Source organism: Amphibacillus sp. Q70, assembly GCF_052055485.1.
In the GTDB taxonomy this organism is placed as follows: Bacteria; Bacillota; Bacilli; order Bacillales; family Amphibacillaceae; genus Amphibacillus.
Window position 1 is genome coordinate 3,974,145 of sequence record NZ_CP197171.1, and the last position, 25,226, is coordinate 3,999,370.

21 protein-coding genes, 1 tRNA gene and 2 pseudogenes are annotated in these 25,226 nt (G+C 35.0%); 14 read left to right on the plus strand and 10 right to left on the minus strand.

Annotated features, from left to right (window positions below; genetic code table 11):
• The first annotated feature begins 547 nt into the window (after positions 1 to 547).
• Genes ACS127_RS18165 through ACS127_RS18175 form a run of 3 tightly spaced genes read left to right on the plus strand, consistent with a single transcriptional unit; the run spans position 548 to position 4,348 of the window.
• On the plus strand, positions 548 to 2,821 hold the full coding sequence (locus ACS127_RS18165) for a ribonucleoside-diphosphate reductase subunit alpha (RefSeq protein WP_440896400.1): 2,274 nt from the start codon (positions 548 to 550) through the stop codon (positions 2,819 to 2,821).
• Positions 2,822 to 2,854: 33 nt separating this feature from the next.
• Complete coding sequence (locus ACS127_RS18170) at positions 2,855 to 3,892, plus strand: ribonucleotide-diphosphate reductase subunit beta (protein ID WP_440896401.1); 1,038 nt, start codon at positions 2,855 to 2,857, stop codon at positions 3,890 to 3,892.
• Positions 3,893 to 3,907: 15 nt separating this feature from the next.
• Positions 3,908 to 4,348, plus strand: coding sequence for a flavodoxin domain-containing protein (locus ACS127_RS18175; RefSeq protein ID WP_440896402.1), 441 nt, complete (start codon positions 3,908 to 3,910; stop codon positions 4,346 to 4,348).
• 358 nt (positions 4,349 to 4,706) lie between these two features.
• On the opposite strand, the gene ACS127_RS18180 is transcribed toward ACS127_RS18175, so the two are convergent.
• The 5 genes from ACS127_RS18180 to ACS127_RS18200 form a co-directional block, all read right to left on the minus strand.
• Positions 4,707 to 5,471, minus strand: a complete 765-nt coding sequence (locus ACS127_RS18180; RefSeq protein WP_440896403.1) for a glucose 1-dehydrogenase — start codon at positions 5,469 to 5,471, stop codon at positions 4,707 to 4,709.
• A 350-nt stretch (positions 5,472 to 5,821) separates the two neighbouring features.
• Positions 5,822 to 6,352, minus strand: coding sequence for a hypothetical protein (locus ACS127_RS18185; RefSeq protein WP_440896404.1), 531 nt, complete (start codon positions 6,350 to 6,352; stop codon positions 5,822 to 5,824).
• Between the two features lie 1,514 nt (positions 6,353 to 7,866).
• Complete coding sequence (locus tag ACS127_RS18190) at positions 7,867 to 8,193, minus strand: DUF898 family protein (protein ID WP_440896405.1); 327 nt, start codon at positions 8,191 to 8,193, stop codon at positions 7,867 to 7,869.
• Positions 8,194 to 8,323: 130 nt separating this feature from the next.
• Positions 8,324 to 8,698 (minus strand): PH domain-containing protein, encoded by a 375-nt coding sequence (locus tag ACS127_RS18195; RefSeq protein WP_440896406.1) that lies wholly within the window; start codon positions 8,696 to 8,698, stop codon positions 8,324 to 8,326.
• Between the two features lie 648 nt (positions 8,699 to 9,346).
• Positions 9,347 to 9,418: transfer RNA gene (locus tag ACS127_RS18200), tRNA-Ala, on the minus strand.
• A 454-nt stretch (positions 9,419 to 9,872) separates the two neighbouring features.
• Here ACS127_RS18200 and abc-f point away from each other — a divergent pair.
• Positions 9,873 to 11,438, plus strand: a complete 1,566-nt coding sequence (abc-f, locus tag ACS127_RS18205; protein ID WP_440896407.1) for a ribosomal protection-like ABC-F family protein — start codon at positions 9,873 to 9,875, stop codon at positions 11,436 to 11,438.
• A 317-nt stretch (positions 11,439 to 11,755) separates the two neighbouring features.
• Here the strand turns inward: abc-f and ACS127_RS18210 are convergent, their stop codons facing one another.
• Entirely contained in the window at positions 11,756 to 11,983 is a 228-nt protein-coding gene (locus ACS127_RS18210; protein ID WP_440896408.1) for a MerR family transcriptional regulator, read from the minus strand.
• 3 nt (positions 11,984 to 11,986) lie between these two features.
• Positions 11,987 to 12,637 (minus strand): GPP34 family phosphoprotein, encoded by a 651-nt coding sequence (locus ACS127_RS18215; protein ID WP_440896409.1) that lies wholly within the window; start codon positions 12,635 to 12,637, stop codon positions 11,987 to 11,989.
• A 446-nt stretch (positions 12,638 to 13,083) separates the two neighbouring features.
• Between ACS127_RS18215 and ACS127_RS18220 the strand changes: the two are divergent.
• The 7 genes and pseudogenes from ACS127_RS18220 to ACS127_RS18250 form a co-directional block, all read left to right on the plus strand.
• Positions 13,084 to 13,329: pseudogene (locus ACS127_RS18220) on the plus strand (ribosomal protein L7/L12); the annotation flags it as partial.
• Between the two features lie 51 nt (positions 13,330 to 13,380).
• Positions 13,381 to 13,476, plus strand: a pseudogene (locus ACS127_RS18225) (ribosomal protein L7/L12); the annotation flags it as partial.
• A 429-nt stretch (positions 13,477 to 13,905) separates the two neighbouring features.
• Positions 13,906 to 14,175 carry an autorepressor SdpR family transcription factor gene (locus ACS127_RS18230; protein WP_440896410.1) on the plus strand — a complete coding sequence of 90 codons (270 nt, stop codon included), beginning with the start codon at positions 13,906 to 13,908 and terminating at the stop codon, positions 14,173 to 14,175.
• Complete coding sequence (locus ACS127_RS18235) at positions 14,175 to 14,807, plus strand: SdpI family protein (protein WP_440896411.1); 633 nt, start codon at positions 14,175 to 14,177, stop codon at positions 14,805 to 14,807. The genes ACS127_RS18230 and ACS127_RS18235 overlap by 1 nt, the downstream gene beginning before the upstream one ends.
• A gap of 18 nt (positions 14,808 to 14,825) precedes the next feature.
• The gene (locus ACS127_RS18240) at positions 14,826 to 15,023 is read left to right on the plus strand and encodes a PLD nuclease N-terminal domain-containing protein (protein ID WP_440896412.1); all 198 of its coding nucleotides are present in this window, start codon (positions 14,826 to 14,828) and stop codon (positions 15,021 to 15,023) included.
• Positions 15,024 to 15,929, plus strand: coding sequence for an ABC transporter ATP-binding protein (locus ACS127_RS18245; protein WP_440896413.1), 906 nt, complete (start codon positions 15,024 to 15,026; stop codon positions 15,927 to 15,929). It begins immediately after the preceding gene.
• On the plus strand, positions 15,926 to 16,705 hold the full coding sequence (locus tag ACS127_RS18250; protein ID WP_440896414.1) for an ABC transporter permease: 780 nt from the start codon (positions 15,926 to 15,928) through the stop codon (positions 16,703 to 16,705). The genes ACS127_RS18245 and ACS127_RS18250 overlap by 4 nt, the downstream gene beginning before the upstream one ends.
• Before the next feature lie 173 nt (positions 16,706 to 16,878).
• Here the strand turns inward: ACS127_RS18250 and ACS127_RS18255 are convergent, their stop codons facing one another.
• Together ACS127_RS18255 and ACS127_RS18260 are read right to left on the minus strand one after the other, a co-directional pair.
• Positions 16,879 to 17,724: a dimethylarginine dimethylaminohydrolase family protein gene (locus tag ACS127_RS18255; RefSeq protein WP_440896415.1), complete on the minus strand. Its 846-nt coding sequence runs from the start codon at positions 17,722 to 17,724 to the stop codon at positions 16,879 to 16,881.
• A 490-nt stretch (positions 17,725 to 18,214) separates the two neighbouring features.
• Entirely contained in the window at positions 18,215 to 20,335 is a 2,121-nt protein-coding gene (locus ACS127_RS18260; RefSeq protein WP_440896416.1) for an AAA family ATPase, read from the minus strand.
• A gap of 699 nt (positions 20,336 to 21,034) precedes the next feature.
• On the opposite strand from ACS127_RS18260, the gene ACS127_RS18265 reads away from it, so the two are divergent.
• Positions 21,035 to 22,351, plus strand: a complete 1,317-nt coding sequence (locus ACS127_RS18265; protein WP_440896417.1) for a hypothetical protein — start codon at positions 21,035 to 21,037, stop codon at positions 22,349 to 22,351.
• Positions 22,352 to 22,548: 197 nt separating this feature from the next.
• On the opposite strand, the gene pdaA is transcribed toward ACS127_RS18265, so the two are convergent.
• A complete protein-coding gene (gene pdaA, locus ACS127_RS18270; RefSeq protein ID WP_440898182.1) occupies positions 22,549 to 23,316 on the minus strand; it encodes a delta-lactam-biosynthetic de-N-acetylase in 768 nt (255 codons plus the stop codon).
• 327 nt (positions 23,317 to 23,643) lie between these two features.
• Between pdaA and ACS127_RS18275 the strand changes: the two genes are divergently transcribed.
• On the plus strand, positions 23,644 to 24,051 hold the full coding sequence (locus ACS127_RS18275; RefSeq protein ID WP_440896418.1) for a NusG domain II-containing protein: 408 nt from the start codon (positions 23,644 to 23,646) through the stop codon (positions 24,049 to 24,051).
• Positions 24,052 to 24,148: 97 nt separating this feature from the next.
• Positions 24,149 to 25,012, plus strand: coding sequence for a mechanosensitive ion channel family protein (locus ACS127_RS18280; RefSeq protein ID WP_440896419.1), 864 nt, complete (start codon positions 24,149 to 24,151; stop codon positions 25,010 to 25,012).
• The last annotated feature ends 214 nt before the right edge of the window (positions 25,013 to 25,226 follow it).

Sequence of the window (25,226 nt, forward strand, 5' to 3'; positions counted from 1 at the left end):
AACCTATAATATTATAGTATACATAAACATCCTTTTAAACAAGTGATTTTTACTAGATAAGATGACAGAATTAAGACATTTATCCTACCTTTATAATATCGACAACACATTTAAGAAGTGAATACGTACTTTTGTCACATCTATAAATCACTTTCCTATGATTAGGTTGTAAAATAACTCCATTAAACAAAAGCTTTATTCCGTAAAGAAACTACTTCAAATACAGTGATAAATAGGCTCTTTCATTTTTCTTTTCTGTAACAATAAAAAATACTTCCTAGATTCCCCAATGAGAGTCTAAGCTTACAGCCCGATCATCTGTAATTAAAATGAACAAATCTTATTTTAACTAATTAGGCAAAACAGCCTATATCGTTTTTTAGTAAGGATTGGTTTAATAGATTTAAGACTTTATAAACTTTTAAGTTATTTTAATAGACAAAAGCATATTTATCAGCTAATATACTATATATAGTGATTTTTCCAAAAACCAATCACAATATATAGTATTTTATTATGATAGGAGCTATTTAAGGAGGAGCAATTCATGACAGTTGTTATTGATCAAATTGAAGAAAGGTTAAATCGACTTGAAAAAGAACATTCGATCGATTTAACAATATTAAAAGAAAAGGTAAAAGATGTTAGCTCAAACGAAGAAGCAAATGAATCGGCTTTATTCTATGCACTTAACTCCATTGCGATGGACCAGTCAAAATGGACATTTGTGGCTGCAGATTTTTATTTAGAGCAACTCTATCGTGAGGCAAGTTTAAATCGCAGATATAGTCATGACTTAAAATATGGAAGTTTTTCAAAACTGATTGAAACATTGACAGCTAAAGGAATTTATTCAGAAGAATTGCAAAATGCCTATACAAAGGCTGAGCTAGATCAACTTGAAACGGCAATTGTCCCTGAACGTGATCAATTATTTAATTACATAGGTATCTTTTTGCTTGCAGATCGCTATTTAGCACGTGATCATGATCGCCACCTTTATGAATTACCGCAGGAGCGTTTTATGATTATCGCGATGACACTCATGCAACATGAAGCACCAGAACAACGCCTTGAGCTTGTCAAGGAAGCGTATTGGGCATTATCCAATCTCTATATGACTGTAGCTACACCAACCTTATCGAATGCAGGAAAAAGTTATGGTCAACTGTCCTCGTGTTTCATCGATACCGTTGATGATTCTCTAGATGGTATTTATTTGAATAACTGGGATATTGCCCGACTGAGCAAAGATGGCGGTGGGATTGGTGTTTATTATGGAAAGGTTCGAGCACTTGGATCAGATATTAAGAAGTTTAAAGGAAATTCATCAGGTGTTGTGCCATGGATAAGATTGATTAACGATACGGCAGTAAGTGTGGATCAACTGGGGCAACGACAAGGTGCAGTTGCTGTCTATTTAGATATTTTCCATCGTGATATCATGAATGGATTCCTAGATTTGAAAACAAATAATGGGGATGAACGCCGTAAAGCACATGATATTTTTACCGGGGTCTCTATTCCTGATTTGTTTATGGAACAATTAAAGAAAACCGATGAAAATGGAAAAAGTATCGGAGAGTGGCATACCTTCTGTCCACACGAAGTCAAACAAATCATGGGTTGGAAAGATGAAAATGGACAACCTCTTGGCCTAGAAGATTTTTATGATGAAGAGGATCATAAATATTTCACAGAAAAATATCATGAAGCGGTTAATCATCCGATCCTACCGCGCAAAACGTATCGAGCAATGGATATTATGGCGCGGATCATGGTGGCACAGCTAGAAACTGGAACACCTTATATGTTTTATCGTGATGAAGTCAATCGCCAAAATCCTAACAAACATGAACGTGGAATTGGTCTGACATCGATCTATTCAAGCAACCTTTGTACTGAAATTGCTCAAAATATGTCACCGACAACGATTGTCAATGAATATCAAGATGAAGATGGCAATATCGTCATTGTTCGTAAACCAGGTGATTTTGTTGTCTGTAACCTATCATCAATCAATCTTGCCAAGGCTGTTCCAGCAAACGTCATCGAGCGTCTTGTGCGGATCCAAGTCCGGATGCTTGATAATGTGATTGACTTGAACACAATCAGCGTTGGCCAAGCAGAAGCCACGAATAAAAAGTATCGGGCTGTTGGACTTGGAACATTCGGTTGGCACCATTTATTAGCACTTGAGAAATTGTATTGGGAAAGTGATGAAGCTGTTGCATATGCTGATCGTGTCTATGAAGATATTGCTTATTACTCCATTCAAGCATCAATGGAATTAGCGAAAGAAAAAGGCACTTATCAGAAATTTGCCGGCTCAGAATGGGAAACCGGACGCTACTTTGAACGTCGCCAATATACGAGTGATCGCTGGAATAAGCTTCAAAAAGAAGTGGGTGAAAACGGCATGCGCAATGGCTGGCTAATGGCTGTCGCTCCAAATTCATCAACAGCCAAAATTGGCGGTTCAACAGATGGAATTGACCCAATTTATGCTGCCGAATATGCAGAAGAAAAGAAAAACTTTAAATTTAAAGTGACTGCACCTGATATTGATCATCGAACCTATGCTTATTATCGCAGAGCGCGTCATGAGCTTGATCAAATCTGGAGTATCAAGCAAAATGCTCGTCGCCAACGCCATATTGATCAAGGGATTAGCTTTAACTTATATGTCCGCCATGACATTAAAGCACGTGATCTGTTAAACCTACATTTAACCGCTTGGGAAAGCGGCTTGAAGACCACTTATTATGTTCGCAGTACATCTCAAACTGAAATTGAAGAATGTGAAGCCTGCCATAGTTAAATAGTGAATGATTGGAATAAGGAGAGAGTTTAGATGACGATACTTAAAAAAGTACAATTGTTAAACCCTGCTAACCCAAACAAATCAACAGGACTGATTAATGGTCAGTCCTCTGGTTTATTAAATTGGAATGATATTGCTTATCCACAAATGTATGATTTGTACCAGACACTTTTATCAAATTTTTGGAAAGCACAAGAAATCAATATGCAGGATGATATTAAACAATGGGATCAACTAACGGAAACAGAAAAAGACATCTTTTTACGGGTTAATACACAACTTGCTTCATTAGACAGCTTACAAACACCAACTATGACATCCGTTATGGATTATGTAACAGATTCAAGTTTTAAAGCTATTCTAGCTGTTATTTCACAACAAGAGGCCGTCCATAACGAGTCCTATTCATACATTTTGAGCTCTTTAGTTCCATTAAGTGAGCAAAATGCTCGTTTCAATCAAGCAAAGGATGATCCTATTGTTCAAAAACGTAACCAACTGATTTTGGATAGTTATGATGCTTTCCATCAAAAACCAACACCACAACGTTTATTTGAACTAGCTATTAATTCAATTAATCTTGAAGGGATTTACTTTTATGCTGGCTTTGCCTTTTTCTATAATCTTGCTCGACAACAAAAAATGCTGAAAACAAGTACGATGATCAGCTATATTCAACGAGATGAAATGCAGCACGCTTATTTTATTGCTCAGTTTATTCGCATTTTATTAACAGAAAATCCGGAACTCAATACAGAGGCAAATATTCAATTTATTTATGACACGATTGATCAAGCGGTGAAGCTAGAAAAAGAATGGTCAGATTATATTTTAAAAGATATTAGCGGAATTGATCTAACTGAATTTCATCATTATGTGGAATACCTAGCTAACAAGCGTTTTCGTCAAATTGGTGTAGACAATTATTATCCAGAACGAGAAAACCCAATGCCGTGGATTCATGTTTTTAGTGATGAAATGATGAATGAAACAAAATCAGATTTCTTTGAACAAAAATCACGAACCTATACAAAGGTTTCCTCTTCAAATGAATTTGATGAGCTTTAGAAAGGGTCGATTATTGTGAAAGCAGCCATTATATATACATCTGTCACAGGAAACACAGCCGATTTGGCAGAAGAAATTTATCAAGAAATGAAATTACACGTCGATGAAATAGACTTTTTAACCGTCGATCAGGTTGATTATGATTTTTTACCTGATTATGATGTCATCGCCATTGGCACTTATACTTGGGGAAGTGGCGAATTACCAATCGAAATGGATGAGTTATTTTTTGAAATAGAAGAACAGGATTTAAAACATGTTGTGACAGGGATATTTGGAACTGGTGATAGCTTTTATCCTTACTTTTGTGGAGCCGTTGACCGGTTTCGTGACATGCTCTATGTCCATTCAGAATTAGCAGTCACATTAAAAGTAGAACTCCTTCCCCAAGAGGAAGATCTGAAAAAGGTACCTATTTTTTGCGATCGTCTACTAGGGAAATTTGCTCTTGTCTAAATCTAGAGATTGAATTTAACTTATGTTAAGGAAAAATTTGTTTTTTATTCTAAACCTCAAAACATGAGAAACTCAGTTAAAATTTTTTTGGATGACTTCTTTAGTTTTTACTTGTGCTAACAAAAACTAGAAAAAAATTCTATACCGTTTTTCAATCGATTGATGTCTGCAAAGTGCCAGATAGGTATGTTCTATCTTGTGTTTCAGCCAATCAGTCAATACAAATTACCAGATAGATGAGTGCTATCCTTTTTCTAAGACTTTAAAATTTTCACTTCATCAAGCTAACGTACAGAAGGCCTAGTCTTCAACCTCATAATGGTTAAGATTAGGCCTTAATCTATATTTATTATAATATTTAGCCTGCTGTCCAACCACCATCTGCAGTAATAATCGCTCCATTAACAAAGCTCGATGCATCAGATGCGAGGAATAAAGCTACCTCTGCGAGTTCCTCAGATTGACCGAGTGGCGCTGAATCTCCACCAATCGACCCAATTGCTTGACTTCCTAACGGGTGAGGTTCAGTAATAGTTGTTTGAATGTTTGTTGCTACCCCACCTGGTGCAATAGCATTAGCACGGATTTTCCCATGCACACCGTACGTTGCTGCAATATTTTTGGTCATTCCTAACAATCCGTGTTTTGATGAAACATAGGCAGCACCGCCACGAGCGCCAAATAAACCACCTATTGAGGCATTATTTATAATAACGCCGCCTTTTTCTTGTTTTTCCATAATGTTAATCGCTGCACGCGCAGCTTTAAATGGGCCTGTGAGGTTAATATCAATGATGCGATCCCATTGTTCGTCTTTGAGATCACCAACGGGAACAAAATTATCCATAATACCAGCATTGTTAACTAATACATCAAGAGAACCATACTTTTCAACCGCTTCATTAACCATTTTGTCAATATCTTCTTGCTTAGCAATATTACTGACAAGGCCAATTGCTTCACCACCATTTTCAGTGATTGCATTAACAACTTGATCCAAGAGTTCTTTGTTAATATCGGTCGCTACCACTTTTGCCCCTTCTTCAGCAAACTTTTTAGCAATAGCCTCTCCCATTCCAGCAGCAGCACCTGTTACAATAACTGTCTTACCTTGTAATTTCATGATTAATACCTCCCCATTAAACTAATTTTATGACCAACAATTTAATTATATATGTATATTAAGTAACTAGCAATACAAAAATGTGAAATATTGAGCAAACTATCTTGCTATATAGTCAAATTTGAGTTATATCGTTGCAACCCGCAGCAAATCACTTAAGAGAACCGATTACCTTTTCGGTAAGAACCATTTTAGGAATACAAATAACAACTTTATTGTCAGGAATTCAAATCTATAATAACTGTTTAAAAATGGTGTAAATTTGAGTATCAAATAATATTTTGTGGTAAGTATTAAACTTATCTTGTTAAAGGGAAGTGTCAGCTAATCGAATAAAAATTTTTTTACTATTATGATTCAAATATAGCAGTATTAAGTAGCACAACAAAAAAGCCAATCTCTTTATTGGTATAATTTTGCAGATTCGATATACTAATTACCTTTTTAAATCTTGGTTTTTCTGTAAGTGAAAGAATAATATTAGCAATTTTAATATTATTGTTGTCATATAAAAAAGCTTCTTCTTTTCCCGGTTCCATAAACGGTTTTCTTAACTCAAAATAGGTTCCATCGAATTCAACTTTGTAATAGGTTTCATTTGTTCTTAATGTATCAACTGTACTTGAATCCATTGTGACTAAACCTTTATCCTTTTTGATCCCGTTTTTCTCTACTAGAATTGACCAATTTCTTTTTCTTCTTTCTTTTCCATTTTCCAATAAAAAAATAGTCGTATCATTAAATTTAGCTTTGAAGGAATTTCTCCCTTTTAAATACTCAAAAATATTTGTCACAGCAAGATACCCTCTTTTTTCTCCGCCACTTAAAATCCTCTGACGAAAAATAGTCGGTTGCATAGGGCTATTAATAATTAGTGCCACTGATAATACCTCCAATTCAAATAGAAATATAGAATAAAACAAGATCTTTAAATGCTTTGTTAGTTTACTGATTACATTTTACTTTACATTGTTATTTTACCTGTTACCTTTTAGGATAATTAACTTTCAGAAATCACTTTGCTCTTCCCCAATTCAAGAATACTTTCCCATAATCTTTGCATTTATCGTAACTGGAACTTTTCATTTTCCTACAAAAAATCAAGCCCGTCAATATTGAGGCATTTCCTAAGATAGGCTATATCACCCAATGTAAACCCATTACCAATTAATCTTAATCATTATGCGGGGACTTCAACTATCAAGTATCATTCTTCTTGATCTTAAAAAATAAGCCAAAATTATAGTATAGATATTCTTCTTTTAATATATTAATTATTTAAGACAATAAAGAAACTATTGCAAAATGTATGATGTACATCTTGTGACAGCTTTTCTTTTTGTGTAATCTAATCGATAGAACGATGACCCTTTGCATGAATATCGAAGTTCATTCACAATCTTAACTCTCGCCTAGAAAAACTGATTAGGACAAGTCTATTCGGTTTTTCGATCGACCATTTAAAGCAAAATATCGGATAGCACTCTTCTATCATGCATTTCAAACAAAACCCCAAGGCAAAATGACGGATAGAGTCCTTCTATCATGCATTTCAAACAATACCTCAAGTCAAAATGACGGATAGAGCCCTTCTAGCATACATTTCGAACAAAATCCTAAGTCAGAATGATGGATAGAGCCCTTCTATCATGCATTTCAAACAAAATCCCAGGGCAAAATGATGGATAGAGTCCTCCTATCATGCATTTCAAACAATACCTCAAGTCAAAATGGCGGATAGAGCCCTTCTATCATGCATTTCAAACAATACCTCAAGTCAAAATGACGGATAGAGCCCTTCTATCATGCATTTCAAACAAAACCCCAAGGCAAAATGACGGATAGAGTCCTCCTATCATGCATTTCAAACAATACCTCAAGTCAAAATGACGGATAGAGCCCTTCTATCATGCATTTCGAACAAAATCCTAAGTCAGAATGATGGATAGAGCCCTTCTATCATGCATTTCAAACAAAATCCCAGGGCAAAATGATGGATAGAGTCCTCCTATCATGCATTTCAAACAATACCTCAAGTCAAAATGGCGGATAGAGATACTCTATTCGGTGCCTCAAGTTAAAATAGTAAGTTAAAAAATTGAAAAGAATATTTCAATTTTTTAATACTGACAAAGAAAAAAGGCCATTGAACAACATATACTTCATTGTTCAACAGCCTCTTATATATATGTACTAATAATCTGAATTCATTATGCTTTCCATCCAAGATTTTTATAGAGTTAGAGCATATCAAGCTCGAACCACTAACCTCTTGTCTGCTAGCAATTAACGAAGTTATAGCAAGACAAAACATTGATAAACTGATGCTTTTAATTTTTATCAAATCACAAGAATTAGATCAAATATAGTCAATTTATAGCTCCTATTCAGTTACTTAATCTATAAATATTGTATTTTTTACTCGCCATTTTTCTAACGCTATTTTTACCCAAAAGCCATAGATCCCCAACGTAATAATAGATAATAATAGCCATTTAATCCAGTTACCGAATAAACCTATTGCTGAACCTGTAAATCTCAATCTTCTACCTTCTATTACCGTATAATTAATTCTCCAACCATACACCATACACAAAGCCCACGGATAGCAAATTCCTGCAGTACATATAGTAACCAGCCAACCTAATAGGGTCCATCCTATAAGCTGAAATAATCCACCATCAAAATATGATCTTTGTACACTAGCTATATCTTTAGCCATTATAAAGCCCCCCTGTTCAACTAATATATAGTTAAATTCGACAAGTAAATTCGACAAGAAAAGATAAAATACCTTCAAAAACAGGAGGAAAATTTAACTACTTTTTTAAAAAGACACCCTATGCGGATGTCTATAATTCCTCTTTATAATAAATATCCAGTTTACCCCTTGCTTTTTTGACTGCTTTTCTAATTTGTTCTCTAACTTCGTATGGATCTTTTACTTTCTTCAGTTTAAGTACCGGATCCGATATATCTGAGCTGACCACTCCAATGTCACCAACACCACGAGCTTTGTCTATCAGAGTTTGTTTCACTATCACATCCTTGACTTTAAAAATTTCAATGTCATTTAAAGTCTTTGTCACTAAACCTTGTTTACGAACTTTGAGACGTTCATTTGTCAAAGTATAATACTCCCTTGGAATTTTAAAAACCCCGTCTGAATTATCTTGAATACCGTAGAGATCGGTCTCAAATTCTAATAAAATCACTTCTTCGCTCACCCATCCCAGCCCCCATTCTAATCATAATTTACTCCAATTTAATAATACCATAGTAGCACGAAAAGGAAACTACCATTTAAACAAATTTCTATACCACAAATATAAGATTACTTTTAAATAAGACCTTCCTTTCTCAAATGTTAGTATAATAGTCTACACTTATATCAGAGTGCTTGCGCTTCTTTTAACTAACTTTATTATTCAGATAACTCACGGAAAATATTTTACACGTGCAAATAATTATTCTGGTTATTAACAATAATCGTTGTTCAGGCGTTAGTCACTTAAATAGACCGAATAGATCTTATGCGAAACTTCAATCAGTGGGAGCTTTTCGACGCACAGGATGTGCTAGTGCAGACGTTACGACAGGACGTCGTGATCTTAGTCTGTATTCCCTACTCCCTCTGATTGTTAAGGAACACAAGCTAACGTCTTCGCGTCCTGGGACTCAGAATAAGAAAACCACTTATTCTTGCGGTGTAAAGCTCCGTAGTTTTCCTTAGTGCAGTTACTCGTCCCACCGTAAAGATTTGCGGTTACTCGCCCCATCGAAACCCATTGTTGGCCCGAGTTTTACGGACAATTATCTGTGATAAAATATCCCAAGAGAAAGTGCCAAGGGCTTGAAATCCCTTGGCACTTTGATGGAGCTAGAGGGATTTGAACCCTCGACCTCTTGTCTGCCAGACAAGCATTCTCCCACTGAACTATAGCCCCGTATTAAATATTATATTTTTTGTGGTAGTGAAACCACCTTAAGCGCTCTCCCAACTAAGCTAATGCCCCTTAATTTGAATCCTAAATTATTATAGCCGATATCGGGGAAATACTCAAGTCCTATTTATTTTTTCCAAGATTTCAAATGGATCAAACGGATTTGACAAAACTGCTTTGCATTCGTTAAACTAAAGTTAATATTTACGGAAAGGGTGAATTTTTAGCCGATGAAATTATAATCCTATTTTTTTCAGTCTGAACTAAATCTAAGTACGATTAAAGGACTCAACATGAGTTTTTTTCACGTGCTTTCATTTAGTCAAACGAGAATAGGATGTGATCGGCTATATCTTCCCACTTTAACAGCTTTTAGCTGTCGATACCTCCTATTTTCTTATTTAATTAAGTATAAGTAGGAGGTTTTTTTCTGCCTTCTACAATGGGGTGAAAATGAATGGTTATTGTAGAATTAAATCAACTGAAAACATCAGTTAAGGGTGAAGTTTTATTTGAAACGGATCAGCTCTTAATTGAAAAACAAGCTCGAATTGGATTAGTCGGTAAAAATGGGTCAGGCAAGTCAACATTATTAAACATAATCGTTGGTAATAAAGAGCCAGAGCAAGGTCAAATCAAACGTTATGGTTCAATCAAACTACTTCCACAACTCAAAGTAACCGATACATTCGAAAGTGGCGGGGAAGTGACTCAACGTTATATTAATGATGTACTAGCAGAAAAATCTGATTTGCTTTTAGCAGATGAACCAACAACCAATCTGGACCAAAAGCATATCAAACGATTATTGAATCAATTCAATCGTTGGCAAGGAGCGATTGTTATTGTTTCTCACGATCGTTATTTTCTAGATCAGTTATGTGATCAAATTTGGGAGATTGATCAACAGAAAGTTATTATCTATCGAGGAAATTATAGTGATTATCGAAAGCAAAAACAATTGCAAATTGAACAACAAGAAGAAGCTTATCACCAGCACATCCAAAAGAAAAAACAATTGGAGCGTGCGCTAGTCAAAAAAGAACAAAAGGCGCAGCGAGCAACGAAAAAACCTAAAAACCTCAGTTCTTCAGAGGCAAGGATTAAAGGAGCTAAGCCTTACTTTGCGAAGAAGCAAAAAAAATTACACCAAACAAAAAAAGCGATCGAAACACGACTTGAGCAGATGGATCCCGTCGAAAAAGTTTATCAAGAAGCACCGATAAAAATGGAACACCCTGAAGCCAAGCGCTTATCTGGTCGAACGATTTTAAGAGTCGAGGATTTGCCTGGAAAAATTGGTGATCGGACATTATGGGAACAAGCTAATTTTCAAATAAACGGGAACGATAAAATTGCTATTGTTGGTGATAATGGTGTTGGAAAATCCACACTGATTAAAAAAATTATTGATCAAGTGGATGGTATTCAACTTTCACCTGCAATCAAAATCGGCTACTTTGATCAAAAGCTAAAAGGACTTAATTTAGATCAATCGATTTTAACACATGTGAGTGAACATGCCATCCAATCAGAATCCTTAATCCGAACCTGTTTAGCCCGCCTTCATTTTTATCGTGATGATGTTTATAAGCCAATTGATACTTTAAGTGGTGGACAGCGTGTTAAAGTAGCTCTAGCAAAATTACTGGTCAGCGATGCCAACATGCTTATTTTAGATGAACCAACTAACTTCTTAGATATTGAAGCCATTGAAGCACTCGAATCATTACTTTTAGCTTATCCTAGTACGATTCTTTTCGTTTCCCATGATCAGCGACTGATTGAACGAATAGCTACCAAGCTGATCATTATTGAAGATCAAACGCTTCAGTTATTTCCCGGGACATATCAAGAATATCTTCATCCAACAAAAGATGAAGACAATCAAGCGCAAAAATTAATGGTTCTAGAAACAAGAATTTCAGAAGTACTAAGTAAGTTAAGTATTGAGCCAACGGATGAACTTGAAGAAGAGTTTCAAAACCTATTAAAAGAAAAGCAGCAACTTACTAACCACTAAGCGTGCAACGATGATTGCTAATCGATTCAATCATCGTTTTTTACCTCAAAGAAAAACAAAATATTGTCACGAACCATTTCCACACCAAATTCTAATGAAGTAATATTGGGAAGTATGGGTATATCCTTATTGATATTTCAGGTTGGATATTTGATAGTTTGGAAAGAGCAGTATTATTTCCAAATATGCTTAGAATTAGTTTTATCGTAATGGCATTATTTACAGCCGGAAGTTTTAAATTAAAATATTTTATTATAGATAAATAGCCAGGCAAGAGCCTGACTATTTATCCGATTTTAATGTTGATTTTATTTCTGCTATGGACTTTCCTTCTTTTTAAGTTCTTCTATTCTATCCAGTCTATCAATTGAATCTATTCTATTATAACGTCTTGTAAGATTCGTATCTTCTTGAAAAAATGGTAGTAGACCACACTCGGTATAATATTTTAAAGTACTATAACGAATATCTGTTAACCTAACTAGCTCTCCGATAGTTACAAATTCAGAACGACTTATAACTTTATCTGTTCTTCTTCTAGCCATCTATTAAATAACTCCTAAGAATATAGCCAAAATAGATATTAATAGAATAGTTGATTCCATAGCTTCTTTAACAGGGCTATTTACAGGGGAATTTCGTATTTCCTCCATTTTTTCATTTAACTTATTTCTTTCATGTTTTGAGAAGTAATCTTTTAGATGAGAAGATGTGTTCAATAACATAGAGAGTACTGTATTCTCTTGGGTAACTGGTCCATCTTCAAGTAATTCAGCCCTAATCTCTTCTATGATTTTTTGAACTTCAACTTTATTTGGGATGTAAGATTCGCTACTTGAGAGAAAATTCGCTTTACTATCAATTTTCACTGCATTTACTTCTACAAGTGATTTTGCTATAGCTTTAAATAGTTTAGTCTTATATTTTCCTAAATCTTTTGTAGAAAATTCTATTACCACACTCTTGGCACTTTTATCCGATGACTTAAGGAAAGTATAGAATGTTTTTAAATAAGATAGCTTTCTAGGAAGCTCGCCCTTTACTTGTATTTTTTCATCCACATAGTCAATTGTATCATGTAGTATGAGATCCAACATACCCGCAGCTATTAACCAGTTTTCATCTAGACTCAATTTAGGTATTGTTCCGTCTTCTTTTAAGACACATAATAAAAAACTTTGAGAAATTGAATAATCCATAATTACCTCCTTATATTAAAGGGAACATACTACTTATCACTTACCTTGTAATACCATATTTTATTTAAATTGCAAAGAGAACGTTTTATTTCAAAGAAAGATATATAAGACGATAAAAATTAGAAAAGGTAAGGGATAGAAGCATTACTGTATTTTATTATTGTTATAAATTCACATAAAATTAATCTTATTTAACATATACCTTAATTGGAATTTATTTTAAGATCTAATCCTATGATAGGAAAGCAGCCCACTTATTAGGCCTGAAGAGATGATATTATCAAAAACAAATACAATATTTATAGTCATAAATTATCAATAAATGGTAATATAAGGATATTATCATACGTTTTTTTCACCATATGCTATACTAAATGCTATAGATAATATTTTCTAAGCGTTTGTTTTCTTCTATAAATAACCGATAGGAAAGGATGTTGTAAAAAATGAGTACTGAAATAATCTTGATTATTATAGGTGTACTAATTATTATTTATGTTCTTTTTCTAAAAAACACCAAAAAACACGTTCCTGAACAAATAAAGACTAATAGGGCTCCTGAGGAAGTTATTCCAGAAGTGCAACAAAAAATTCAAGCAGGTGAAGGTAAAATATCTGTGATCAAATACGTTCGCGACGAGACTGGTTTAGGATTAACTGACGCGAAGAATCTTGTTGATCAACAGGAAAGGCCGATACAAAAGATAACGATTTCTGACACCGATATTCAATTAAAAATAGAAAACTTGCTTCAATCAGGTGAAGGTAAAATAAAGATCGTTAAGTATGTGCGTGATAAGACTGGCTTAGGGCTAAAAGAAGCTAAAGATCTCGTAGAAGAAGTGCAAAACAGGAACTAGCCAAATTGGACTGAGTCAAAAGGAAATGGATGAACGAGAAGGTGGATGACTTTAAGTGAATTGAAGCAATCATTCACCTTCTTGATCATTAACCTCGGCATTGTCTAAACTTTTCTAATTCATATTTAAGCAAGCTTGACGGATGAGTAGCTCTTTATGATCGGTCGAGAGCTACAAATAACTGCAATGATTCAATTACTCCTTTATCGAAAATTATAATGACACCAAATTTTACAGATAGCTAACCATGATGCCTTTTTTATAGAAAATCCCCACCCCTATTGATAAAATCCCGCCATCGTAGAGAACGAATAACAGATATAAGGCATTTTTAATGAATCCCTTGATTTTTTGTGCAAAATAGTTTAGTATTTAAGTAATTACTTAAACACTTAAGGAGTATTTAAAATGAAAGATGTGTTCAAGGCACTGGCTGATCCGACAAGAAGACAAATATTAATTCTATTAAAGGGTGGAGATTTAACTGCTGGTGAGATAGCGAAACATTTCAATATGTCAAAATCAAGTATCTCACAGCATTTAAATATCCTAAAGCAAGCAGAGCTTGTCTACCATAATAAAATTGGTCAATATATTTATTACACATTGAATACAACTGTTTTTCAAGAACTTGTCAGTTGGACGATGGACTTCATCGATAAAGGAGAGCATGAATAATGAACAAACATATCACCCCCTTGATTACAATCCTCACATCAATTAGTTTGTGGTTGATTTTCTTCAATCAGTTACCCGATCAAGTACCTATGCAATGGGGATTTGACGGTTCTGTTAATTGGTATGCACCAAAGTGGATTGCGTTTTTAGTCAACAATGGACTTTTTATTTTAATCTACCTAACACTTTATATCACCCCTAAAATTGATCCGAAACGAAAAAATTATCAACAATTTTCACGAGCATATCAAATTATTTTTCAAACGATCTTGATTATGTTTTTTCTCATCAATCTATTTGTCCTTTTCACCAGTTTAGGTTATCAATTAAATCTACACGCCTTTGTTCCTATTTTAGTTGGTTTGCTCTTTATTGTTTTTGGTAATTACATGCAAACAGTAAAGCAAAATTGGTTTATCGGCATTCGGACACCATGGACACTTAATAATACAGAAGTTTGGCGAAAAACACATCGACTGGGGTCAAAAGTATTTATTCTGATGGGATTCATTTTTATGGTTATCCCATTTATTTCAGATAAACTGATGTTACCTGTCATATTAATTAGTGTTTTGGTTGTTGTTCTCATCCCAACTGGATACTCTTATTATCTTCATCGAAAATTAAATTAGTTGAAGGGAGGAATTGAAATGGGAGAAGTGGCAAACCTGTTTGAATTATTATGGCCATTACTTGTTTTACAACTTATTTTAATTGTCATCGCTTTAATTGCTTGGTTTAAAACAGATCAAACAAAAGGACCGAAATGGCTCTGGCTATTGATTATTCTATTTGCAAACATCATTGGGCCAATCTTATTTTTTATCATTGGGAGGAGAACGGATTAAATGGATTTAACAATCGAAAAATTATCGAAAAAATTTAACCACCATGTAGCTGTTAATGATATTTCATTTCAGCTAGAATCAGGTCAATGTGTAGCATTACTCGGGGCAAACGGCGCTGGAAAAACAACGACGTTAAGAATGCTATCAGGCCTGCTAACACCCACAGCAGGGTCAATTAAATTCGAAGGATATGAAAATGGGCGGGACATTAGAGAAAAAATTGGTTATTTACCTCAATACCCGGTTTTTCATGGTTGGATGACAGGGAAAGAATTCTTAGTCTATGTTGGACAACTCGCTCACTTAACAAAAAATGATGCAGCAGAACGCGCCGAGCAATTACTCAATCAAGTCGGGATTGCTGATGCTACTAATACTCGGATAAGCAAATATTCAGGCGGAATGAGACAACGCTTAGGAATTGCTCAAGCTTTAATTCACAAACCTTCACTTCTTATGCTAGATGAACCTGTCTCATCACTGGATCCAATCGGCAGACGTGAAGTCTTAACTTTATTAGAAGAATTAAAGCAAGAGACAACGATTCTCTTTTCAACCCATATTCTAAATGACGCTGAGGAAATAAGTGATGGCTTGCTGTTAATGCATGAAGGAAGTTTAGTCGAACAAGGTGATCTTGATGACCTCAGGGAAAAATATCAATCACAAAAAATAGAATTAGATTTTAAAACAACAGATAAGGATCAAATTGATCAGTTAACAACATTAGCTGGGGTTCGTGGAGTCAGTGCTGATCGAGATGGCATCATCTGCCTCGTTGATGATGCTGCCCTAGCAAGAGAATCGATTTTAACTAAGACGTTAGAAATGAATTGGGAGCTAACAAACTTTACTGTTGCCCGAACAACATTAGAAGATATGTTCATGGAGGTGGTCAACAAATGAACCAATTAAAGACAATATTTAAAAAAGAATTATTAGAATCCTGGCGTAACTTTAGCTGGATTTGGGTCCCCATCGTCTTTATTCTCTTATCAATTATGGATCCTATTACCACCTATTATTTACCTGTCCTAATGGATAAAGTCGGAGGTATACCAGAAGGAATGGATTTTGAAATACCTACAATACTTGCGCCTGAGGCATTATCGATGAGTTTAGCTCAAATAAGTTCATTAGGTGCTTTAATCATTATCTTATTGACAATGGGAACGATCGCAGGTGAAAGAAAAAGTGGAATTGCTGAATTAATTCTAGTTAAGCCAGTCAGTCATATCCATTATATAACAGCAAAATGGTTAGCTAAATTCACATTATTCTTTGTTTCTTTTACTTTAGGTATATTATTGGTCGGCTACTATATTAATCAGCTCTTTGGCACGATCACCGTTAGTGAGTTACTATTAACTATTTTGTTTTATAGCTTTTGGATCATGTTTATCATCTCATTAACTATTTTTTATAGTACTTTACTTAAAGGACCTGGACTCGTAGCTGGGGTCACCATTGTTACTCTAATCGCGATGTCAATTTTCAATAGTGTCTTTACTAATCGCTTACCTTGGTTTCCAAGCCAAATCAGCGCGCATATCAATGAAATGGTCTATAGCGGAAGCATCTCAACCGATCTTTGGATAACTGCCTTTATCTTAATTGGATTGAATTGTCTATTACTATTGGCCTCATTTACTATATTTAAGAATAAAAAAATAACTGAATAATATTTCTTCCTGAATGAAAGTGTTAGTTTTTTGGGTCATTAAAACTTCCGTTTCATTCGATAACCGCTTCACTAAAACATTATACTTAAAATGGAAAAAGGGCTGTCAGAGAATATCAATAAAAACCAATACTCTCTGACAACCCTTTACTTTAAACTATTTTAATAAAGCTATTATTTAGCTCGATAAATTGGCATCGTACAGCAACGAAAAGAGCCACCTGATTTAATGATCTCATTAAATGGAACTTCGATCACTTCAAAACCAGCTTCCTTTAATTTCGTGTTTGTCTGTTTGTTTTCAGGTAAGCTGATTATTTTCCCCTCTTCAATCGACAAGACATTCGTTCCTAAAGTAAATTGTTCAGCTTGATCAACATGAATACATTGATAATGTGATTTAATCTTTTGATAATCCTGTTCAGCCATTCCAGTTGGGTAGATCAAGGCATGATTAGAACTCAAAATATTAAAGGTACAATCTAAATGGAGAATATCATCAGTCAAATGGATCGTTTCAATCTGATAATCCGGCAATAACTTCCTAAGTACTTGAACAGCCTTTTCTGTTGTCCGCTTACTTATTCCAACCCAAATCATCTGTCCATCAATTAAAACATCCCCACCTTCAAGCGAATCGATTAGGATTTCCTGATAGGAGATGTCTCTTTCTGTTAAAAACTTCTTTAAAAAAACGATCTCCCGCTCTCGTAATTCTGTTGCCATCTGAGCAACAATAACTTGATTACCAATAGTCACCCCAATATCACGAGTAAAAACCTGTTCATTTAAAGTAGGCTCAGGATCAATCTCCAGCACATTTACTCCATGTTTTTGCATGACTCTGGTAAAAAAATGATGTTGTTCTAACGCCTTATCAATATCTATATTGGCATTTTGATAATATTTCTGGGTCTCGTTAATAACTTGATCAATTTGCATATATGCTGGGGGTGTAACAACGACTTGTTTAAGTTGGTCATACTCATTATGACAAATGTTTTTATTTGCTAAACGCATCTTTATCCTCCTGTTGCTTGTCTCTATCTGCCATTATAACAGATTTTTTCGTCTGAATTGGGCTGCTCATTTTGATAACAATCAAGTTTTACATGAATATTCATAGTACAATTCTATTTATTCATATATACGATAAATCCAAAAGTTTTTTGAATATATATTCAGAAAATTTTTAAAATATATTTTTCAATACATTTCTTTCTAATCCATGGGGGCTAAGCCTACGGAACGTAGATTACACAATGGGGTCATTGACGATTTCATTCCACTTTGGTTAAGATTTACTTATTGTCCTCTTACCCAAATATTCAGTTGGACAAACGAGTCAGCTTCTATCAGTTGCTTCCCCTCACTGATAACACTTGTCATATTCTTGAGCGAAAGGCTGACATCCATTAATTTAATCGAGTAGATGACTAGCCATTAACTGGCTAGTCGACCTCTCACATCAAAAAAGTGACATCATTTAAGATGCCACTTTTCTTTAATATTATCCTTTTGTTACGACAATTTGATCATCAATCAATTGAACATCAATCTTAGCAACATCAGCTTCATCTAATAACAAATCAGTTATACCATCCTCTACTGTTTCTTGAATTACACGTCTTAATGGACGAGCTCCGAAGTCTGGATTATAACCTTTCTTAGCTAAAAACTGTTTCGCTTCAGTTGTAATCGCTAATTGATAATTCTGTTCTTCCAATTGCTCGATAAGTTCATCGAGCATAAGATCAACGATTTTGACTAAATCTTCAGTAGCCAATCCGCTAAAGGTAATGATTGAATCAAAGCGATTGAGAAACTCTGGTTTGAAATAGTCACGTAAGTTTTCTAATGTTGAAACTGCCTCATTTTGATCTTTCGTAAAGCCAACATGGTTTTCTTTAAAACTTGTTCCGGCATTACTAGTCATAATGATCACTGTATCTTTAAAGCTTACTGTTCGACCATGCGAATCGGTTAAATGTCCGTCTTCCATGATTTGCAAGAACATATGCTGAACATCAGGATGAGCTTTCTCAATTTCATCTAATAAAATAAGACTGTAAGGTTTGCGACGTACCTTCTCAGTGAGTTGCCCAGCTTCTTCATGACCAACGTAGCCTGGAGGAGAACCAATTATTTTTGATACCGTATGTCTCTCCATATATTCACTCATATCAAGACGAATTAACGCATCTCTAGTACCAAATAATTCTTCTGCTAAAACTTTAGCTAATTCTGTTTTACCAACACCTGTTGGGCCAACAAATAAAAATGAACCGATTGGACGATCAGCAGATTTTAACCCTGCTCGACTACGGCGAATCGCTTTGGCTACTTTTTCTACTGCATGATCTTGACCAATCACCTTCGCTGTTAGCTGATCGTGTAAATTGCGCATTTTTGTTTGTTCATCAGCTTGCATTTTCTTCACTGGAATACCTGTTTTCTCCTCAATAATCGTTTGAATCTCTTGAACAGACACCTCTGTCGTTGGTGCATCTTCTGCTTCTTCTAATTGTTTTTCTAATTTCAACTCTTGATGACGTAAATTGGCGGCTGTTTCATAATCTTCTTGCTCAGCTGCCCGTTGTTTTTCCTCAGCAATTTCTGCTAAACGTGTTTCAATTGTTGTTTTATCGGATTCTGCATGAAGTAAATTTAATCGTGCACCTGACTCATCAATTAAATCAATCGCTTTATCCGGTAAATATCGATCCTGAATATAACGTTTTGATAGATAAACCGCTTGTTCAATCACTTCATCACTATAGCTGACATGATGATACTTTTCATAACGATCCTTTATCCCTTGCAAAATTTGAATCGTTTGATCAACAGTTGGCTCTTTTACAATAATCGGCTGTAAACGTCGTTCAAGAGCAGCGTCTTTTTCAATTTGACGGTATTCTTTTAACGTTGTTGCACCAATTAGTTGTAGTTCACCACGTGCTAAAACAGGTTTTAAAATGTTTCCAGCATCCATTTGGGAGCCTTCAGCTGTACCTGCGCCAACTAATAAGTGAATTTCATCAACAAATAAAATTACATCGCTTCGTTCTTTTAATTCTTGAATCAGTTGCTTCATTCGCTCTTCAAACTGACCTCGAATACCTGTATTCGCAATTAATGAAGCGACATCTAACAGATACAATTTCTTATTTTTTAATTTATTTGGTACTTGTCCTTCAACTATTTTTAAAGCTAATCCTTCTGCAATAGCTGTTTTACCAACGCCGGGTTCACCGATCAGCACAGGGTTATTCTTGTTTCGACGATTTAAGGTTTCAGTAACTCGCTTCACCTCTTGGTCACGACCAATGACTGGATCAATTAAACCAGCGCGAGCAGCATCTGTTACATTGCGACCCAGTTGATCTAATAATCCTCCGCCACCCTGCTCAGCTTCTGTTCGAACGCGTTGACCTTGTCCTTGATTGGAACTAGCAGTGAAACCATCAAACGGATGATTTCCTGTGCTGCCAAAAAAGCCTGAAGGGTTCATTGATTGTTGCTTTATTTCAGCGAAGCACGTTTCACATAAGTGAACGTTCTCGGTACGTTGATTGATTCGAAGGGTTAGATTAACTGTTGCGGGACGTGTTTGACATTTTTGACATTTCATAATTTACTTTCCTCCTTTTATCCTTGACTAACTTTGACCTTTCATATTTATAGTATACTTTGACCTTGTTTGACTTTCAAGTATTTTGCTTTCTTTTTTTTAAAAAAATTCTCATCCTTGCATATATCAGCACAAGTTTCGATGTTCCATAGAATGTGGAACCTTAGGCAAAGATCATTTGAATCGATTAGTTTTCCTTATCCTTTGATCAAACTGATTTCCTAGTTAAAATCATTACCTAAAGTGAAAAATAAAACGAAACTCCAATCAGTGGGAGTATTCGCTCTTCTCTCACTGATTGAGTTTGGAATTGGGACTCAGAATAAATAAGCCACTTATTCTTACACGATCAAAGAAATAAAAGATTTTATTGGCGATCGTCTAAGTCAAACGATAGCATTCGCCAGAAAGACTTGTAGATAAGCCAAGACTCGATGAGATGTATTTTGTTTTAGAGAACCAAATTCGCTATAAAGACTTGGCGATTAACCAAGTCTTGGTAACATTGCAGATACTTCGTAGCTTTCCTTAGTGCGGTTACTCACTTCACTGAAGGGATTTGCAGTTACTCGCCCCATCGAACTCCCTTGTTGCCCCGAGTTTTACGGACGGTATCTATGATAAATTGTTATCAATCAGACGAGACCATTTACCTTCGCTTATGTTATGATAGATTTATTAATAAGGAGGCGGTTTGAAATGAAATGTACGATTCAAAGTCAAAAGAAACAAGCCACATTAGTCGTTAAGCGATTAGTCCTTTATCAAAACTGTAAACTCATCCATGCTCAAGGTCGATCCGGTCAAGACTATTATTTAATTTTCCATAAAAATCGCTACATCAATACAATAAAAGTAACTGAACTTAAAATAGACTCCTTTATTTCTAAAGCAATCGAACAGGGTTTGATTGTGTCGGCTCCTCACCATGCCATCTATTCACTTATTAATCAACAAGTTTTCTCATGTTTACCACTCGATAAAATGGTTCACCATGCTGAAAATCATCCAAAGCAACTAGAACAAGTCATTATTCTTTCTTATTTTGATCAATATATTGCAAAAGAAAAAATTATCAATCTCTTTATTGAGACTTTCCGCAATCACAGACGTAACGGTAAATTACAACAGGCCTATCAGGTCCTCACTATACTTGAAGATTATGCACCTGAAAATCAATTTGCTCGTGATATCCTTACTTCGTTAACTTTTCAAGGCTATCAATCAGACAATCAAGAATACTTTGCTTTTAATCCACTTCAATCCGATATATTAGAGAAAACATACCTGAAAAACAAACGCCACTTAGAAATCAGTATATTAAGTACAGTTAATCTGCTTAATGAGTATTCTGATGACCAATGGCAACTTTTTCATCACACCTTATCAGACTACCCAATAGATATTCAAGCCAAAACACTTTTTCAACTGTTAAAACAAAAACCCAGCTTAATTGAACAAAAAACGTTCGCAAAAGCACTCCTTAAATATGCAAATGTCAAGCAGTTTTTAAGTATTGTCTTAAAACCAGAGTATCCTCACTCCATTGATCCAACTATCTTTATCGAACAGCTAGAGCAAGCCAGTCAAGACGAGCATCTCGCTATTTTTAACAAAAAACAAAAGCCATTTATTGATCGAATCACCTCATTTCCAATCGAAGATAAAGAAAAAGCAACTCGATTGATTATTGAATCTGCCATCCAAATCACCCCCATTGATGAGGTTCTAAAATGGTTGGATGCTTTTGAGGATACCTTTTCTTTTTACAACCAATTGCTAACCATCAAAAAGCTAGTAGAAAATCCAGACCAACAAGAGAAACTTGCTGAATTCTACCAACGTTTTAACCATCGGGACGGGGCTATTGAATGTTTAAAATGGGAGGCTGAACTCTATCCTACAAAAGAATCTGTTCATAAGAAATTGATTAAACTGTTAAAAGAAACAAATCAAAATGAAGAAGCCGATGCTTATCAAGAACAATGGATCCAACAAACCAAATATTCAACTTAATATTAACTATAAAGATTTATGCAGGGAAGTTAAGAATAAATTGAGAAAGGCGTACAGAAATTAATGAACTTGATTGTATTTTCCTAAACTTGATTGCAAATCAGCGAACTTGATTGTATTTCGCTGAGCTTTAATTCCTGTCAAAAATATAAATAATCAGCCCCTACTTAAGTAAATGCAGGGGCTGTTGGATACTACTATTTTAATTGTTCAAGGGGATCTAAGAGTATATCTTTTAGGACTAAATCATCTAAGGATTTAAACGTGTAACCTTGTTCTTTAAATTCTTTGATTAAATGGCTTAGTGCTTGCGCATTATCTTCATTCACTGTGTGTAGCAGGATAATTGCTCCAGGGTGGAGTTGATCAACAACTTGCTGATAGGCTGACTCCCACCCTTTTTGCTGATCACTATGCCAATCAACAAAGGCAAGTGACCAAAACATATGAATATAACCTAGTTCATTTCCCCATTTTATTGTCTGTTCATTAAAGACCCCTCTTGGTGGACGGAGATAGTGCAGCTTTTCAATTCCAGTTAATTTTTCTATTGCTCGATCTAAATCATTTAATTCTTCTGCTAATTTTTCTTTAGTTAAATCAGTAAAATCAGGATGGTGATATGAATGATTACCGAGCAAATGACCATCATCTGCTATTCGTTTAATTATCTCTGGTGCACTTCTAGCATAATGACCCGTGACAAAGAAAGTTGCCGGCACTTGCTCTTCTTTTAAAACATCCAAAATACCTTCTGTATAACCCGCTTCGTAGCCATTGTCAAAAGTCAAATAGATATTCTTCTCACCTGATTTATCTAGATAATAGCCACCATGCTGCTCTAATATTTCACCGTACTTTCCAACTTCAGGTGGTTGATTACTCGCGCCTTTTTTGTAACCCCAACCATAAGCATAACTAACACTTGGCAGCATTAGACAAGCTATCATTAATACAATTATCATTTGCCATAATTTCTGCAAAGAGATCACCCACTTTTTTTGTTAGTTTACCAAAAGAGCACTTTTTTTATTCAATTCATTTAGTTAACTATGAGAAGGCTGTGTCTATTATCAGCGATTGAAAAAGTTATCATTGATTTGACAGTTACAATAAAGTCATTTACGCTATAAACACAAGATGACTATCCCCTTTTTAGTTTTGATATATAGAAAGAAAGTAGTGTGATTCTGGATCGCTAAAAAGGATTACCTATCATGACATTGGTTTGCTAATCTGAATGGGGACAGATTTTTTAGCCAAATATTAAGCGAGAAAGGAATAAGCAAATTATGTGGTCTATGTTAAAAAAACAAATGAAGCCAATGGACTTTGTTGTTATTATATTCTTCGTTATCCTTTCATTTATACCACTGCTATGGTTTAATGTTCACCATGCTAGCCCATCACAAGATCATACTGTTGCTGTCATTTCAATAGATGGTGAGGTGGTGGATGAGTTTGTTCTGTCTGAAGATACCCCACACCAGGAAGTCACTTACTATCCAAATGAAGGGCAATATAACATTATTGAAATAGATGGACCGCGTATTCGGGTGAAAGAAGATAACAGTCCAGACCAAATTGCAGTGCAGACAAGCTGGATTGAGCGTCCAGGACAAACAAGCATCTGCTTGCCACACCGTTTGATTATTGAAATCAAGGGAACAAGTGATTATGATGATGACGTGATTTATTAATAGGTTAATAAATCACTTTTTTATTCTCGATGAATTTGTTCGAAATATTCAATCAATCATGTTATACTAAATAAAAATTTTTCTTGGGGGATGTGTCATGAACTTCAGTTGGGAGCGACTTTCAGAAATTTTAACGTTAATTTACGAAAGTGATATCGCTCAAATCATAATCGGTGGTTTAATTATTCTAGCGCTTATGCTTTTTCTCAAACGCATAATCAGATCTGTCTTTTCACGCGGAAAATTAATGGATCGACAAGAATCAGATACGATTGAATCATTGATTAATTCTATTATAAAATATGTAGCCGGCATTGGTTTTATCTTTTACGCTTTGACTGTCCTTGGATTGGAAGTAGGCAGTGCGTTAGCTGGTGCTGGGGTACTCGGTATTATCATTGGTTTTGGTGCCCAAAGCTTGATCCAAGATTTATTAGCCGGTTTATTTATCGTCTATGAAAAACAACTTAAAAAAGGAGATTGGATTCTAATTAATAATCTCCATTCTGGGACAGTTGAGGGAATTGGATTTCGAATCTTAAAGCTACGCAAATGGACTGGAGAGCTTCTAACCATTAATAACGGGCAGGTTCAAACCATAGAAAATTATAATGATGGTGAAATGCAACTCGTTGAAACCATTACCACAAGCTTTTATCAAAACCCTGCTGAAGTTATACAGGTTTTAGAAGAGGTCTGTGTCGTTCTAAATCAAAAATTAGGTAATGAACTTAAAAAAGATTTGAATGGTGAACCGATTCAACCATACAAATTTATTGGTACAGGATCGTTAAATGATAATTATCGTGGATACAGTTATCAGATCATTGGGCTTTGTAATGATAAGACTTATTTCCAAACAGCTCGTGATGCGAGAAGTATAATTGCTCAACACCTATACGATCACAACATAAGAATGCCGGAACAACCGATTTTAATAAAAGAACAGCAAAACGATTAAAATACGAACAATTGGCGCATCGTTTTGAGTCCCTTAGCGGATTCAGAACGATGCGCCTAATTTTATTCATCTAGTCATTCAACTTTTACACAATAAAACGCAACTTCAATCAGTGGGAGTCCACTGATTAGGACTTAGAATAAGTAAGGCACTTATTCTTGCACGATCAAAGAAATAAAAGATTTTATTGGCGATCGTATAAGTCAAACAATGG